General features: G+C 73.0%; 11 protein-coding genes and 1 pseudogene. 10 read left to right on the top strand and 2 right to left on the bottom strand.

Annotated features, from left to right (window positions below; genetic code table 11):
* Positions 1-133: 133 nt before the first annotated feature.
* Positions 134-598: a YbaK/EbsC family protein gene (locus NE235_RS05850; RefSeq protein WP_252799886.1), complete on the bottom strand. Its 465-nt coding sequence runs from the start codon at positions 596-598 to the stop codon at positions 134-136.
* 351 nt (positions 599-949) lie between these two features.
* Here NE235_RS05850 and NE235_RS05845 point away from each other — a divergent pair, with 351 nt between their 5' ends.
* Positions 950-1,333 carry an SAV_6107 family HEPN domain-containing protein gene (locus NE235_RS05845; RefSeq protein ID WP_252799885.1) on the top strand — a complete coding sequence of 128 codons (384 nt, stop codon included), beginning with the start codon at positions 950-952 and terminating at the stop codon, positions 1,331-1,333.
* Between the two features lie 481 nt (positions 1,334-1,814).
* On the opposite strand, the gene bldD is transcribed toward NE235_RS05845, so the two are convergent.
* Positions 1,815-2,309 carry a transcriptional regulator BldD gene (gene bldD, locus NE235_RS05840; protein WP_252782932.1) on the bottom strand — a complete coding sequence of 165 codons (495 nt, stop codon included), beginning with the start codon at positions 2,307-2,309 and terminating at the stop codon, positions 1,815-1,817.
* 554 nt (positions 2,310-2,863) lie between these two features.
* Between bldD and pyrR the strand changes: the two genes are divergently transcribed.
* From pyrR to pyrF, 9 genes and pseudogenes are all read left to right on the top strand, one after another.
* Positions 2,864-3,400 carry a bifunctional pyr operon transcriptional regulator/uracil phosphoribosyltransferase PyrR gene (gene pyrR / locus NE235_RS05835; protein ID WP_252799884.1) on the top strand — a complete coding sequence of 179 codons (537 nt, stop codon included), beginning with the start codon at positions 2,864-2,866 and terminating at the stop codon, positions 3,398-3,400.
* Positions 3,397-4,305: pseudogene (locus NE235_RS05830) on the top strand (aspartate carbamoyltransferase catalytic subunit); the annotation flags it as partial. The gene pyrR and the pseudogene NE235_RS05830, both read left to right, overlap by 4 nt.
* A gap of 95 nt (positions 4,306-4,400) precedes the next feature.
* The gene (locus tag NE235_RS05825) at positions 4,401-5,684 is read left to right on the top strand and encodes a dihydroorotase (RefSeq protein ID WP_252799883.1); all 1,284 of its coding nucleotides are present in this window, start codon (positions 4,401-4,403) and stop codon (positions 5,682-5,684) included.
* Entirely contained in the window at positions 5,681-6,796 is a 1,116-nt protein-coding gene (gene carA, locus NE235_RS05820) for a glutamine-hydrolyzing carbamoyl-phosphate synthase small subunit (RefSeq protein WP_252799882.1), read from the top strand. The genes NE235_RS05825 and carA overlap by 4 nt, the downstream gene beginning before the upstream one ends.
* A 40-nt stretch (positions 6,797-6,836) precedes the next feature.
* Positions 6,837-7,034: a hypothetical protein gene (locus tag NE235_RS05815; protein WP_252799881.1), complete on the top strand. Its 198-nt coding sequence runs from the start codon at positions 6,837-6,839 to the stop codon at positions 7,032-7,034.
* Positions 7,034-10,372: a carbamoyl-phosphate synthase large subunit gene (gene carB, locus NE235_RS05810; RefSeq protein ID WP_252799880.1), complete on the top strand. Its 3,339-nt coding sequence runs from the start codon at positions 7,034-7,036 to the stop codon at positions 10,370-10,372. Before NE235_RS05815 ends, carB begins: the two co-directional genes overlap by 1 nt.
* A gap of 74 nt (positions 10,373-10,446) precedes the next feature.
* Positions 10,447-11,247, top strand: coding sequence for an iron-sulfur cluster-binding protein (locus tag NE235_RS05805; RefSeq protein WP_406567543.1), 801 nt, complete (start codon positions 10,447-10,449; stop codon positions 11,245-11,247).
* Complete coding sequence (locus NE235_RS05800; RefSeq protein ID WP_252799878.1) at positions 11,244-12,272, top strand: dihydroorotate dehydrogenase; 1,029 nt, start codon at positions 11,244-11,246, stop codon at positions 12,270-12,272. The genes NE235_RS05805 and NE235_RS05800 overlap by 4 nt, the downstream gene beginning before the upstream one ends.
* A complete protein-coding gene (gene pyrF, locus NE235_RS05795) occupies positions 12,269-12,967 on the top strand; it encodes an orotidine-5'-phosphate decarboxylase (protein ID WP_252799877.1) in 699 nt (232 codons plus the stop codon). The genes NE235_RS05800 and pyrF overlap by 4 nt, the downstream gene beginning before the upstream one ends.
* Positions 12,968-13,161 lie beyond the last annotated feature (194 nt).

The raw sequence follows: 13,161 nt of genomic DNA, 5'->3' as shown, positions 1-13,161 counted from the left end.
CGGAGAGTGCGCTTGAGCGTCAGGTGACCGTTGTATCACCGCCTTTCGGCGGTTGTCCCCGGAGACCCGTATCCGATCGTGTCACGGACCGTCCAGGTCCGGTCACGCCCGGGGGCCGGAACGGGACGGTGGTTCAGTCGACGTCGGTCGGCGTGCCGCCCGTGAGGCGGAGCAGTTCCTCGTACGAGGTGGGGAAGATGGTGTGCGGATGCCCCGCCGCGGCCCAGACGACGTCGTACTTGGCCAGCCACGTGTCGACGAGGGTCCGGATCGGCGCCGGGTGCCCGAGAGGGGCGACCCCGCCGATGGGCTGCCCCGTCGCCGCCCGGACGAACTCCGCGTCCGCCCGTTTGACCTTCTCAACGCCGATCCGCTCGGCCAGCGCGGCGGTGTTCACGCGGTGCGCGCCGCTGGTGAGCACCAGGAGGGGTTCGCCGTCGGCGGCGAAGACGAGGCTGTTGGCGATGGCGCCGACGTCGCAGCCGAGCTGAGCCGCGGCCGCGACCGCCGTGGGCGCGGCCTCGGGCAGCTCCCGGACCTCACCGGTGGCGCCCAGCTCACGCAGGCGGGCGGCGACGCGTTCGACGTTGGGATGCATGGGAGCACCTTACGGCTCGTGGCGGGGAGCGAGGTAAGGGGTTTCGAACTGCGAGGACACACCTATTCGAACACGTTGACGAATGATGTCGCGGCCGCTTTACTGAGATGCATGCTCGAACCTGTGTTCGAGTACGGCGCGGGACTCGCGGCCCGCGCCGAGGGGATCGTCTCGCGGGCAGCGCGATGCCGGGCGGGATGCGACGGCCGGGCGGGGCGAGGGGAAGCGCTTCGCCCGGCCTCCCCTGGGCCCTCGGGCCCGCCCAGCGGAAGGAGGCATGTCATGTCCGCAAGGTCGTCAACTTCCGTCCCGCCGAGTCCGGCACCCCGGCGCAGGCCCGCCGCATCGGCGATGTCACTCCTCCAGACGGCACGCCGCGGGCTGATCGAGGCCGCCGAGTCGGCCGCCCCGGCGCTGCGCTACGTCGCGGCGCACCTCGCGGCGCTGCGCGCCGCCGCCGCCGTGCTCGCCGAGCGCGCCGACCCGGACTCCCGGACGCGCGGCAGACCGCGCAGTGTCTGGGTGCTGCTGCCCGAGGCCGAGCCCGCGCTGCGCGAGTGGGCGGCGTTCTTCGCCGCCGGTGCCGGCAAACGTGCCGCCGCGGAGGCCGGCCTGCCCCGCGCGGTCACCGCGGCCGAGGCCGACGAACTGCTGCACGATGCGGAGATCTTCGTGTCGCTGGTCGAGACCACCCTCGGCGTCCCCGGCCAGCCCATGCTGCCGGCCGCCGGCTGAGACCCTCCCGAAAAGGGGCTCCGTAGGCGCGGGAGCCCCGGTCGACGCCCGCGGGACCCGCCGTGACCTCCCCCCGAACGGCGGGCCCCGCGCGGCGCGGCGCGCGGCATGTCCACGTCCCTGCACGCGAACGAGAGACCGTGGCCAGGCCGGATGCCGATCGCTTCGCGCCGAAGGGTGTGCAAGAGGCGTGCCGGCAGGATCGGTCGGCCACATTGACGTCGGCGTTGACCCGCCGAACCCGCCGAACCGGTCATCGCACGTCAACGACGGCGGCGATGTGACCACCGCGGCGGCGAACAGTGCGTCCGACCGGCGGTGTACTGCCGTGGGGGCCGGGGTGCGGGCCGCGGGCGCGGGTGCGCGCGGGCGGCGCTGACGGAGCATGAAGAAACCCGTCCGGTGGGGTTCCGGACGGGTTTCGTCACGAACATCGGTCATGCGGCGGCTCAGGGGAGGGCCGCGTGGACCGGGAGGGGGATCAGAACGCTTCGACCGCGCGGCGCGCCTCGGGGTCGAGGACGCCCCAGCCGATGAGTTCCTCGGTGAGCTCCGTCGGTGACTTGTCGTAGATCACCGCGAGCGAACGCAGATCCTCCTGCCGGATGGACAGGACCTTTCCGTTGTAGTCGCCCCGCTGGCTTTGGATCGTCGCGGCGTAACGGGCGAGTGGACCGGCCTTGTCCTTCGGAAGCTGCTGGAGTCGCTCGAGATCGATCACGAGCTTCGGCGTCGGGCCCAGGGGGCTCGGCGCGGCTCCGCCGGGGAGCAACTCGGACACCGGCACGCCGTAGAACTCGGCGAGCTCGGCCAGCTTCTGAACGGTGACGGCGCGGTCGCCCCGCTCGTACGAACCCACGACGACGGCCTTCCAGCGGCCACGGGATTTCTCCTCCACGCCGTGCAGGGACAGGCCCTGCTGGGTGCGGATGGCGCGAAGCCTCGCGCCGAGAGCCTTAGCGTATTCAGACGGCATCGTGCGGCCCCCAGGCTCACTTTCTCGTCGTCGATAGTGGCCCCGGGAGGGGGACCCGGACGGGTGGCTCCCGCCTGCCCCGAGACGGGTGTGCCGTGGGGCGCACTCTCAGCCGGCCGGGGGCCGACTGCCCGAGGGGTCCATCTCCTGGGATGGTTACGGACAGTGACGGTAAAACGGGTAGCGCCCCAGGTCAAGCCGATTGGAAAAAAGCGGCGAAACAGTCGGCGTCCGCGAGGGCTCCGGAGCGGGGTCCGGAGAGCGCGAAAACCCTTGCCCGCCGGGGCTCGCGTGGCCCGGCGGCCACGCGCCGCACAGGCCGCCGACCGCCGGGTAAAAGCTTGCCACAACCCCGGCCCGGTGTCCGGCGGCCCGCATGCGCAGCGTTGTCACCAGCGGAAACGTGCCGGTCCCGGTGTCGGGGGCAGACTACCCGGGCTGCTAACGTGATAGCGCCCGACGTCCTTTAAGGCCCGTCCAGTGAGGCGGGAAAGGAGGTTATCGCGGTGAGTGCTGCCTCCGTGCCTGCGCACGGACCGTCACCCGATAGTGATGTGAGTCACAAGACCGTTCTCGAGGCCCCCGACATCCGGCGGGCCCTCACCCGGATCGCCCACGAGATCCTCGAACGCACCAAGGGCGGCCGCGACATCGTCCTGCTCGGGATCCCGACACGCGGGGTCACCCTGGCGGCCCGCCTGGCCGGGCGGATCGCCGAGGTCGAGGGCGAGCCCGTTCCGCGGGGCTCCCTCGACGTGACGATGTACCGCGACGACCTGCGCATGCGTCCCGCCCGCGCCCTCGGCCGCACGGAGCTGCCGCCCGAGGGGGTCGACGATCGCGTCGTCGTCCTGGTCGACGACGTCCTGTTCTCCGGCCGCACCGTACGTGCGGCCCTCGACGCGCTGAACGACCTCGGCCGCCCGCGCGCCGTGCAGCTCGCCACGCTGGTCGACCGCGGCCACCGGGAGCTGCCCATCCGCGCCGACTACGTCGGCAAGAACCTTCCGACCAGCACCCGCGAGAAGGTCAAGGTGCTGCTCGCCGAGACCGACGGCCGGGACGCCGTCGTGCTGGAGGTCCCCAAGTGAAGCGCCACCTGATCTCGGCGGCCGATCTCACCCGGGACGACGCGCTGCTCATCCTCGACACCGCCGAGGAACTCTCGCGGATCGCCGATCGCCCGATCAAGAAGCTGCCCACGCTGCGCGGGCGCACCGTCGTCAACCTCTTCTTCGAGGACTCCACGCGCACCCGGATCTCGTTCGAGGCGGCCGCCAAGCGGCTGTCGGCGGACGTCATCAACTTCTCCGCCAAGGGTTCGAGCGTGTCCAAGGGGGAGAGCCTCAAGGACACCGCGCTGACCCTGGAGGCGATGGGCGCCGACGGCGTCGTCATCCGCCACAACGCCTCCGGAGCGCCGCACCGGCTCGCCGGCTGGGTGCGCGGCAGCGTCGTGAACGCCGGTGACGGCACGCACGAGCACCCGACCCAGGCCCTGCTGGACGCCTACACCATGCGGCGCCGGCTGGGCGACCTCGACGGCCGCCGCGTCACGATCGTGGGCGACATCCTGCACAGCCGGGTGGCGCGTTCCAACGTGCTGCTGCTGAACACGCTCGGCGCGGAGGTCACGCTGGTCGCGCCGCCGACGCTGTTCCCCGTCTCGGTGGACACCTGGCCGTGCGAGGTCGCGTACGACTTCGACGCCGTGCTGCCCAAGAGCGACGTCGTGATGATGCTGCGGGTCCAGCAGGAGCGGATGACCGCCGCCTACTTCCCGACCGTCCGCGAGTACAGCCGGCGGTACGGCCTGGACGCCCGCCGCCTGGCCGCGCTGCAGGACCACGCGATCGTGATGCACCCCGGCCCGATGAACCGCGGCGTCGAGATCGCCGCGGAGGTGGCCGACTCGCCGCGCTCGACCATCGTCGAGCAGGTCGCCAACGGCGTGACCGTCCGGATGGCCGTGCTCTACCTCCTCCTGGGCGGTTCGGAGCCGGCGATCGGCGGCGACGTGACCCCCGCGGGGGTCTCGCCGAACGGGGACGCCAGACGCCGCAGCGGCGACGCTTCGAGAAGGGAAGACGCGTGACGCACCTCATCAAGGGCGCGCGGATCCTCGGCGGCGCGCCCGCCGACATCCTGGTCCGTGACGGCGTCGTCGCCGAGGTCGGCACCGGCCTGACGGCGCGGGAGGCCACGGTGGTCGACGCCGACGGGCTGATCGCGCTGCCGGGCCTGGTCGACCTGCACACCCACCTGCGCGAGCCCGGCCGGGAGGACGCCGAGACGGTCGAGAGCGGCACGCGCGCCGCGGCGGCCGGCGGCTACACGGCCGTGCACGCCATGGCCAACACCGAGCCGGTGGCCGACACGGCCGGCGTCGTCGAGCAGGTCTGGCGGCTCGGCCGCGAGGCCGGCCACTGCGACGTCCACCCGGTCGGCGCGGTCACCCGCGGACTGGAGGGCGAGCGCCTCGCCGAGCTCGGCGCGATGGCCGACTCGGCGGCGCGGGTGCGGGTGTTCTCCGACGACGGGCACTGCGTGTCCGACGCGGTGCTGATGCGCCGCGCGCTGGAGTACGTCAAGGCGTTCGACGGCGTGGTCGCGCAGCACGCGCAGGAGCCCCGGCTCACCGAGCACGCGCAGATGAACGAGGGCGAGGTGTCCGGGCGGCTCGGCCTGGCGGGCTGGCCCGCCGTCGCCGAGGAGGCGATCATCGCGCGCGACTGCCTGCTCGCCGCGCACGTCGGGTCCCGGCTGCACGTCTGCCACGTCTCGACCGCCGGCTCGGTGGAGATCATCCGGTGGGCGAAGAGCAAGGGCTGGCAGGTCACCGCGGAGGTCACCCCGCATCACCTGCTGCTGACCGACGAGCTCGCCGAGACGTACGACCCCGTCTACAAGGTGAACCCGCCGCTGCGGACCAAGGCCGACGTCGAGGCGCTGCGTGAGGCGCTCGCCGACGGCACGATCGACTGTGTCGCCACCGACCACGCCCCGCACCCGGCCGAGGCCAAGGAGACCGAGTGGGCGCCGGCGGCGATGGGCATGATCGGGCTGGAGACGGCCCTGTCGGTGGTGCACGAGGCCATGGTCGAGACCGGTCTGCTCGACTGGGCCGGCGTCGCGGACCGCATGGCGGTCCGCCCGGCGCGCATCGGCCGCCTGAGTGGCCAGGGCCGCCCGATCGAGGTCGGCGCCCCGGCGAATCTGACGTTGTACGACCCGTCCGTGCGCACGGTGGTCGATCCGGGGGGCTTCGTCTCGAAGAGCCGGAACACGCCGTTCGCCGGGCTGGAGTTGCCGGGCCGGGTGCAGGCGACGTTCCTGCGCGGCCGTCCCACCGTTCTGGAAGGGAAACCGATTTGAATCGCGCGACCAAGCCGGCGCTGCTCGTCCTGGAGGACGGCCGGACCTTCCACGGCACCGCGTACGGGGCCGAGGGAGAGGCGTTCGGGGAGATCGTCTTCAACACCGGGATGACGGGCTACCAGGAGACCCTGACCGACCCGTCGTACCACCGGCAGATCGTCACGATGACCGCGCCGCACATCGGCAACACCGGCGTCAACGACGAGGACCCCGAGTCCGGCCGCGTCCAGGTCGCCGGGTACGTCGTCCGTGAGCCGTCGCGGGTCGTGTCGAACTGGCGGGCCCGCCGTTCGCTCGACGACGAGCTGCGCGACTACGGCGTCGTCGGCATCGCGATCAACGGCACGCGCGCGCTCACCCGGCACCTCCGGGACAAGGGCGCCATGCGGGCCGGCGTGAGCACGACCGAGACCGACCCGCAGGCGCTCCTGGAGCGCGTGCTGGACAGCCCCGACATGATCGGCGCCGACCTGGCCCGCGTCGTGTCCACGCCCGAGCCGTACGTCGTGCGGCCCGAGGGCGAGGTGCGTCACCGGGTGGCGGCGATCGACCTGGGCATCAAGGCGATGACGCCCCGGCGCATGGCCGAGCGGGGCTGCGAGGTGCACGTCCTGCCCGCGACCGTGACCGCCGAGGAGATCCTCGCCCTCGAGCCGGACGGGGTCTTCTACAGCAACGGGCCGGGCGACCCGGCCGCCTGTGGCTACGCGGTCGAGTCCATGCGCGGGGTCCTGGACGGCGGCACGCCGGTGTTCGGCATCTGCCTCGGCAACCAGATGCTGGGCCGGGCGCTGGGCCTCGGCACGTACAAGCTGCGCTTCGGCCACCGCGGCGTGAACCAGCCGGTGCAGGACCGTGCCAACGGCCGGGTGCACATCACGAGCCACAACCACGGGTTCGCGGTGGAGGCGCCGCTGGACGGCCCGTTCGACACGCCGTTCGGCCGCGCCGAGGTCAGCCACGTCGACCTCAACGACGGCGTCGTCGAGGGGCTGCGGCTGCTCGACCGGCCCGCGTTCAGCGTGCAGTACCACCCCGAGGCCGCCCCGGGCCCGCACGACGCGACGGGCCTGTTCGACCGCTTCTGCGACCTCATGGACCGTTCATGAGCGCAGCGCCTCTGGTCTCTCCTCCGACGAAGGAGGGTTCATGACCGACGTATCCGGCCACGAGGCGGACCACGCCTCGGACACCGCGTCCCACGGCCACGTGCCCGTCGACCCGAACGACGCCGTCGTACGGGCCCGGCCCCCGACACCGCTGGCCCTCATCCTCACCACCGTCGCCGCCGCCCTGACCGTGCTGGCCCTCGTGGCCGTCGCGGTCGCCTCCGGACAGGGAACCTGATGCCGCGCCGTACCGACCTGAAATCCGTCCTCGTCATCGGCTCGGGGCCGATCGTCATCGGCCAGGCCGCCGAGTTCGACTACTCCGGCACGCAGGCGTGCCGGGTCCTGAAGTCCGAGGGCCTGCGCGTGGCCCTCGTCAACAGCAACCCCGCGACGATCATGACCGACCCGGAGATCGCCGACGCGACGTACGTCGAGCCGATCACGCCGGACACCGTCGAGAAGGTCATCGCCAAGGAGCGCCCCGACGCGCTGCTGCCCACGCTGGGCGGCCAGACCGCGCTCAACACCGCCGTGGCGCTGCACGAGTCCGGCGTCCTGGAGCGGTACGGCGTCGAGCTGATCGGCGCCAAGGTCGACGCCATCCAGGCGGGGGAGAACCGCGAGCGGTTCAAGAAGATCGTCGCCGACATCGGCGCCGAGTCCGCGCGCAGCGTGATCTGCCACTCGATGGACGACTGCCTCGCCGCGGCCGGCACGCTCGGGTACCCGATGGTCGTGCGCCCGTCGTTCACGATGGGCGGCGCCGGGTCCGGTATGGCCTACGACGAGGCCGACCTGCGCCGCATCGCCGGCGCCGGCCTGGCCGCCAGCCCGACCAGCGAGGTGCTCCTGGAGGAGTCGATCCTCGGCTGGAAGGAGTTCGAGCTGGAGCTGATGCGCGACCGGGCCGACAACGTCGTGGTCGTCTGCTCCATCGAGAACCTCGACCCGATGGGCGTGCACACCGGCGACTCGATCACCGTCGCGCCGGCCATGACACTCACCGACCGGGAGTACCAGCGGATGCGGGACGTCGCCATCGACGTCATCCGTGCCGTCGGCGTCGACACCGGCGGGTGCAACATCCAGTTCGCGATCGACCCGGCCACGGGCCGCATGATCGTGATCGAGATGAACCCGCGTGTGTCACGGTCCAGCGCGCTGGCGTCGAAGGCGACCGGCTTCCCGATCGCCAAGATCGCGGCGAAGCTCGCCGTCGGGTACACCCTCGACGAGATCCGCAACGACATCACCCAGGAGACCCCGGCCAGCTTCGAGCCGAGCCTGGACTACGTCGTGGTGAAGGCGCCGCGGTTCGCGTTCGAGAAGTTCCCCGCGGCCGACAAGACGCTCACGACCCACATGAAGTCGGTCGGCGAGGCCATGGCGATCGGCCGGTCCTTCCCCGAGGCGCTGCAGAAGGCCCTCAGGTCGCTGGAGAAGGCCGGCAGCTCCTTCTCCTGGGCTCCGGGCCCCGAGGCGCTCTCCGGCGACGAGCGGGCCGCACGGAAGGCCGAGCTGATCGAGAGCGCCCGCCGACCGCACGACGGGCGGCTGCGGGCCGTCCAGCAGGCGATGCGGCTGGGCGCGACCGTCGAGGAGCTGTACGAGGCGACCCGGATCGACCCGTGGTTCCTCGACCAGATCGCGGCGCTCGACGAGGTCGCCGCGCCCCTCGCCGAGGACCAGCTCGACCCGGAGGCACTGCGCGAGGCGAAGCGGCACGGCTTCTCCGACGAGCAGATCGCCGAGATCCGCGGCACCTCCGCCGAGGTCGTCCGCGAGCTGCGGCAGGCACTGGGCATCCGGCCCGTCTACCTGACCGTCGACACCTGCGCCGCCGAGTTCGAGGCCCGCACGCCGTACCTCTACTCGACCTACGACGAGGAGACCGAGGTGCCCGTGGGCGACAAGCCCAAGGTCATCATCCTCGGCAGCGGCCCGAACCGCATCGGCCAGGGCATCGAGTTCGACTACAGCTGCGTGCACGCCTCGTTCACGCTGGCCGAGGCCGGCTACGAGACGGTCATGGTCAACTGCAACCCCGAGACGGTCTCGACCGACTACGACACCTCCGGCCGGCTCTACTTCGAGCCGCTCACGCTGGAGGACGTCCTGGAGGTCGTGCACGCCGAGCAGGAGACCGGCGAGGTCGCCGGGGTGATCGTCCAGCTCGGCGGGCAGACGCCGCTGGGCCTCGCGCAGAAACTCAAGGACGCCGGGGTGCCGATCGTCGGCACCTCGCCGGAGAGCATCCACCTCGCCGAGGAGCGCGGCGCGTTCGGGCAGGTCCTCGCCCGCGCGGACCTGCCCGCGCCCAAGCACGGCACCGCCACGTCCTACGAGGAGGCGGCCGCCATCGCCGCCGAGATCGGCTACCCGGTGCTGGTGCGGCCGTCGTACGTCCTCGGCGGGCGCGGCATGGAGATCGTCTACGACGACGAGACGCTGAGGGACTACATCGAGCGCGCAGGCGGCGGCCAGTGGAACCCCGAGCATCCCGTGCTCGTCGACCGGTTCCTCGACGAGGCGATCGAGATCGACGTCGACGCGCTGTACGACGGCGAGGAGCTCTACCTCGGCGGCGTCATGGAGCACATCGAGGAGGCCGGGATCCACTCCGGCGACTCGGCGTGCGCGCTGCCGCCGATCACCCTCGGCCGTGAGGACATCGACCGCATCCGCACCTCCACCGAGGCCCTCGCCCGCGAGATCGGCGTCCGCGGCCTCATGAACGTCCAGTACGCCCTCTCCGCGGGCGTCCTGTACGTCCTGGAGGCCAACCCGCGCGCGTCCCGTACGGTGCCGTTCGTGTCCAAGGCCACCGCCGTGCCGCTGGCCAAGGCGGCGGCCCGCGTCATGATGGGCGAGAGCATCGCGCGGCTGCGCGCGGAGGGCGTGCTGCCCGCGACCGGCGACGGCGGGCACCTGCCGCTCGACGCGCCGATCTCGGTCAAGGAGGCGGTGCTGCCGTTCGACCGGTTCCGCACCCCGGAGGGCGTCGGCGTCGACACCATCCTCGGCCCGGAGATGCGCTCCACCGGCGAGGTCATGGGCATCGACACGGTCTTCGGCACGGCGTACGCCAAGTCGCAGATCTCGGTGTACGGCGCGCTGCCGACGAAGGGCCGGGCGTTCGTCTCCGTCGCGAACCGCGACAAGCGCGCCATGATCTTCCCGGTGAAGCGGCTCGCGGACCTCGGCTTCGAGATCCTCGCCACCGAGGGGACGGCGGAAGTCCTGCGCCGCAACGGCGTGCGTGCCAAGATCGTGCGTAAGCACAGCGCCGGCCCCGGGCCGGACGGTGAGCCGACGATCGTACGGCGCATCCTCGACGGTGAGGTCGACGTGATCGTCAACACCCCGTTCGGCAGCCCGGGCCAGTCCGGGCCGCGGCTCGACGGGTACGAGATCCGCACCGCCGCCGTGCTCCGCGGCGTGCCCTGCCTCACCACGGTGCAGGCGCTCAGCGCGGCCGTCCAGGGCATCGAGGCGACCGCCGCGGGCGTCATCGGGGTCCGGTCGCTGCAGGAGCACGCCCAGCACCTCTGGGGTGGCGAGGAGGACAGTTGACCGACTCACCGGTCGCACCGGTACAGGTGCCCGGAACGGTCCTGACGATCCGGCGGACCGGGGCCTACCACGCGATGACGCTGGTGGCCCCGGGCATCGCCGAACGCTTCCGGCCAGGGCAGTTCGTCGCCCTGGCCGTCGGCGGTGAACGGTCGAGCATGCTGACGCGGCGCTGCTTCTTCGTCCGCGAGGTCAAGCCCGACTACGGCGGCACCGTCGAGATCGTCTTCGCGGTGCGCGGCACCGGCACGCAGTGGCTGGCAGCGCTGCGCCCGCGCGACATCCTCGACGTCGCGGGCCCGCTCGGCCGCCCCTTCCCGCTGCCGCGCCACCCCGTGCGCTGCGTCCTCGTCGGGGAGGGGCACTCGGGGGCGGCGCTGTTCCCCCTCGCCGCCGTGCTCCGCCAGCGCGAGTGCGCGGTCCACTTCGTGCTCGGCGGCGCCGAGTCCGAGCACGTGTACGGCACGCGCGCGGCGCGCCGGGTCGGCGACTCCACGTCCGTCGTCACCGAGGACGGCTCGCTCGGCCACCGGGGCCGCCCCGAGGACCTCGTGGCCGCCGTGGTGGAGGAGGCCGCCGCCGAGGTGGTGTACGCCTGCGGCCCGACCGAGACGCTGCGGGCGGTGTCGCGGATCGCCGTCCGATACGACCTGCCCGTGCAGGTGGCGGTCGAGGAGCCGATGTCCTGCGGCACCGGGGTCTGCCAGGCCTGCGTGCTCCCCGTCATCGACGACGAGGGCGTCACCCACATGGCGCGCTCCTGCGTGGAGGGCCCGGTGTTCCGCGGCGAGCGGGTCCGCTGGGACGACCTCGGCACGATCCCGTTCGACGCCTACGGCGCCCCCCGCTCGGTGCTCCCCGGAAGCCTGTCATGACGAACCTGGAGACCCGCCTCGGCGGGCTCACACTGCCGAACCCGGTGCTGACCGCGGCCGGCTGCGGCGGGACCGGCCGCGAACTCGGCCGCTTCTTCGACGTCGGCCGCCTCGGCGCCCTCGTGACGCCGTCCCTCACCCCGCAGCCGCGCGCCGGCCGACCCGGGCCCCGGCTCGCCGAGACGCCCTCCGGCGTCCTGAACGCCGCCGGGCTGCAGGGCCCGGGCATCGAGACGTTCCTGAGCCGCGACCTGCCCTGGCTGGCCGAGCGGGACGCCCGCGTCATCGTGTCGATCGCCGGCGGCAGCGTGCGGGAGTACACCGAGGTGGCCCGCCTGCTCGGTGACGCGCCCGGCGTCGCCGCCGTGGAGATCAACCTCTCGTGTCCCGACGTCGAGAACCGGGGCTCGACGTTCGCGGCCCACCCGTCGGCCGCCGCGCGCCTCGTGCGCGCCGTGCGCGCGAGCGCCCCCCGCCGGATCCCCGTCCTGGCCAAGCTGTCGGCCGACGTCACCGACATCGTCGGCGTCGCCATGGCGTGCGCCGACGCCGGAGCCGACGGCCTGTCGATGATCAACACGCTGCACGGCATGGCCATCGACACGACCACGCTCCGCCCCGCGCTCGCCGGCGTCACCGGCGAGCTGTCCGGGCCGGCGATCCGCCCCGTGGCGGTCCGCTGCGTCTACCAGGTGCACGCCGCGCTGCCGGAGGTGCCCATCGTCGGGATCGGCGGGATCCGGACCGGCCTGGACGCCCTGGAGTTCGTCCTGGCGGGCGCCTCGGCCGTCGCCGTGGGCACGGCCACCCTGCACGACCCGTCCGCGTGCGCACGGGTCCTGCGCGAGCTCGAGGGGGCGTTGAAGGAGCGCGGCATCGACCGGCTCGCCGACGTCGTGGGGCTCGCGCACAAGCCGGCGGGGAGCCTCCACCGCCGCATCGACCCCAACGTCGGCCTGACGGTCGCCGGGGACACCGCCGGCGCGGGCGGGGCCGAGCCGATCGAACAGGAGACCAGCCAGTGAACACCGCTCCCATCGCCGTCGCCCTCGACGCGGCGGACCTCGAGACCGCCGCGCGCTGGGCCGCGCTGGTCACCCCGCACGTCAGCACCGTCAAGGTCGGCCTGGAACTGTACCTGCGGTACGGCCCCGACGTCGTCGCCAGCGTCCGCGGCGCCAGCGGCGTCAAGGTCTTCCTCGACCTGAAGCTGCACGACATCCCGGCGACCGTCGCGGGTGCCGCGCACGCGGTGTCCCGGCTCAAGCCGGCGTACCTCACCGTGCACGCCGGCGGAGGCGCCGCCATGATCCGCGCGGCCGTCGAGGCGGCCCCGCAGACCAAGATCGCGGCCGTCACGGTCCTCACGTCGCTCTCAGAGGCCGATCTGGCCGGGCTGGGACTCGAGGGGTCGGCCTCCGACGTCGTGCGCCGTATGGCGGCTCTCGCGGTCGGAGCGGGGGCCCAGGCGCTCGTGTGCTCCCCCCGGGAGGTCGCGGACGTCCGGGCGGAGGTCGGTCCGGACATCACGCTCATCACGCCGGGCGTACGGCCCGCGGGCGCCGCGACACAGGACCAGGCGCGGGTCGCCACCCCCGAGGAGGCCCTCGCGGCCGGAGCCGACCTCCTCGTCATCGGCCGGCCCATCACCGGCGCCCCGGACCCGGGCGCGGCGGCGGCGGGCATCGCGGCGGCGCTCCGCCGCACCGGCGCGGCCTGATCCCGACGCGGCAGGGCGCGCCGCACACTGGTTCAGTGCGCATTGCCGTACCGGGGGTCTGACGGGCCCGATGCGGCGGGGCGCGCCGTCACGTCGGTTCAGCGTGCGCACCGCCGTACCGGGGGTCTGACGGGCCCGGCCTGGCGGCGCCCGCCGCTACGCCGGCTCAGCGCGCGCACCGCCGTACGGGTGGC

Source organism: Actinoallomurus spadix, assembly GCF_024055725.1.
Classification (GTDB): Bacteria; Actinomycetota; Actinomycetes; order Streptosporangiales; family Streptosporangiaceae; genus Actinoallomurus; species Actinoallomurus spadix.
The sequence above is the reverse complement of the archived record's forward strand: the minus strand, read 5'-3'. Positions and strand labels throughout refer to the sequence as shown.

What these genes read in the sequence shown, in the direction of transcription:
- NE235_RS05815 (WP_252799881.1), top strand. Translation starts at nt 6,837, where the DNA reads ATGACCGACGTATCCGGCCACGAGGCGGACCACGCCTCGGACACCGCG.
- bldD (WP_252782932.1), bottom strand. Translation starts at nt 2,309, where the DNA reads ATGCCGTCTGAATACGCTAAGGCTCTCGGCGCGAGGCTTCGCGCCATC.
- NE235_RS05850 (WP_252799886.1), bottom strand. Translation starts at nt 598, where the DNA reads ATGCATCCCAACGTCGAACGCGTCGCCGCCCGCCTGCGTGAGCTGGGC.
- NE235_RS05805 (WP_406567543.1), top strand. Translation starts at nt 10,447, where the DNA reads ATGACGCTGGTGGCCCCGGGCATCGCCGAACGCTTCCGGCCAGGGCAG.
- NE235_RS05845 (WP_252799885.1), top strand. Translation starts at nt 950, where the DNA reads ATGTCACTCCTCCAGACGGCACGCCGCGGGCTGATCGAGGCCGCCGAG.
- NE235_RS05800 (WP_252799878.1), top strand. Translation starts at nt 11,244, where the DNA reads ATGACGAACCTGGAGACCCGCCTCGGCGGGCTCACACTGCCGAACCCG.
- carB (WP_252799880.1), top strand. Translation starts at nt 7,034, where the DNA reads ATGCCGCGCCGTACCGACCTGAAATCCGTCCTCGTCATCGGCTCGGGG.